The following is a 1,073-nucleotide window of genomic DNA, read 5'->3' on the forward strand; positions in this document are numbered from 1 at the left end:
GCCGTGAGCCAGCGGGCCAGCGGCGGCGCGGTGAGCGCGACGAACCCGATCGGCCCGGCGGCGGCCGTCGCCACGGCGGCCAGCGCCGCCCCCACCGTGATCAGCGCCAGCCGGCTGCGCTCGACGTCCACCCCGAGGGCCTGCGCGGTATCCGTACCCAGCTCCAGGTAGGCCAGCCGCTGCCCCAGCCACAGCGTCAGCGGCACCAGGATCACCAGCGCCAGTGCCAGCGGGCGGACCTCCTCCCAGCCCCGGCTGTTGAGGCTGCCGATCAGCCAGACCTGCGCGGCGACGGCGTCGGCCAGCTTCGCCCTGGTGATCAGATAGGAGTTGACCGAGGCGAGCAGCGCGCTGATGGCGATGCCGATGAGCACCAGCCGCGGCCCGCTCACCCCGTGCTTGTGGGACAGCCCGAAGATGACCGCGCCGGCGAGCACGCCGCCGGCCACCGCGCCCAGCGACGCCTGGCTCGCGTCACCGTGCAGCACCAGCAGCACGACGAGCGCGCCGGTCGCCGCGCCGTTGGTGAAGCCGAGGATGTCCGGGCTGCCGAGGATGTTGTTCGACACGCTCTGGAAGATCGACCCGCTCAGCGCCAGCCCGGCGCCGACCAGCAGGCCGGTGACCAGGCGGGGCAGTCGCAGGGTGTTCACGACGAAGTCGGTGCCGCCGTCGCCGTGGCCCGCCAGCGCGCGGATCACGTCCGCGACGGGAATCGGATAGTCGCCCGTCAGCAGGGTCGTGACCCCGGCGAGCACGATCACCACGACGAGCGCGACGCCGACCGCGACGGCCCGCGGGGAGATCCGCAGCGACACACTGTCCCCGGCGAGGCGCCCGATCCGGTAGCCGCGGCCCGGCCGCAACGCGACGCCTGGCCCGCCGGCGGGTCCCGTCATGACCGGGCCAGCCGGGCGCGGCGGCACAGCGCGATGAAGACCGGCGCGCCAACGAAGGCCGTCACGATCCCGACCTCCAGCTCCCCCGGCGCGATGAGAGACGACCGAGGTCTCCAACGAGATGTCCCGCCGCAGGTCGAAGCGGTCGGCGACGTGGCCCGCGTAGGCGAGGAT

Annotated in this window: 1 protein-coding gene; it reads right to left on the reverse strand. The window is 74.1% G+C overall.

What is annotated here, in order from left to right; all coding sequences use genetic code 11:
• A partial coding sequence (locus MXD58_RS25340; RefSeq protein WP_250610171.1) for a FecCD family ABC transporter permease occupies window positions 1-899 on the reverse strand: 899 nt, incomplete at its 3' end.
• Window positions 900-1,073: the final 174 nt, after the last annotated feature.

The sequence above is a fragment of the Frankia sp. AgKG'84/4 genome (assembly GCF_023242965.2).
In the GTDB taxonomy this organism is placed as follows: Bacteria; Actinomycetota; Actinomycetes; order Frankiales; family Frankiaceae; genus Frankia.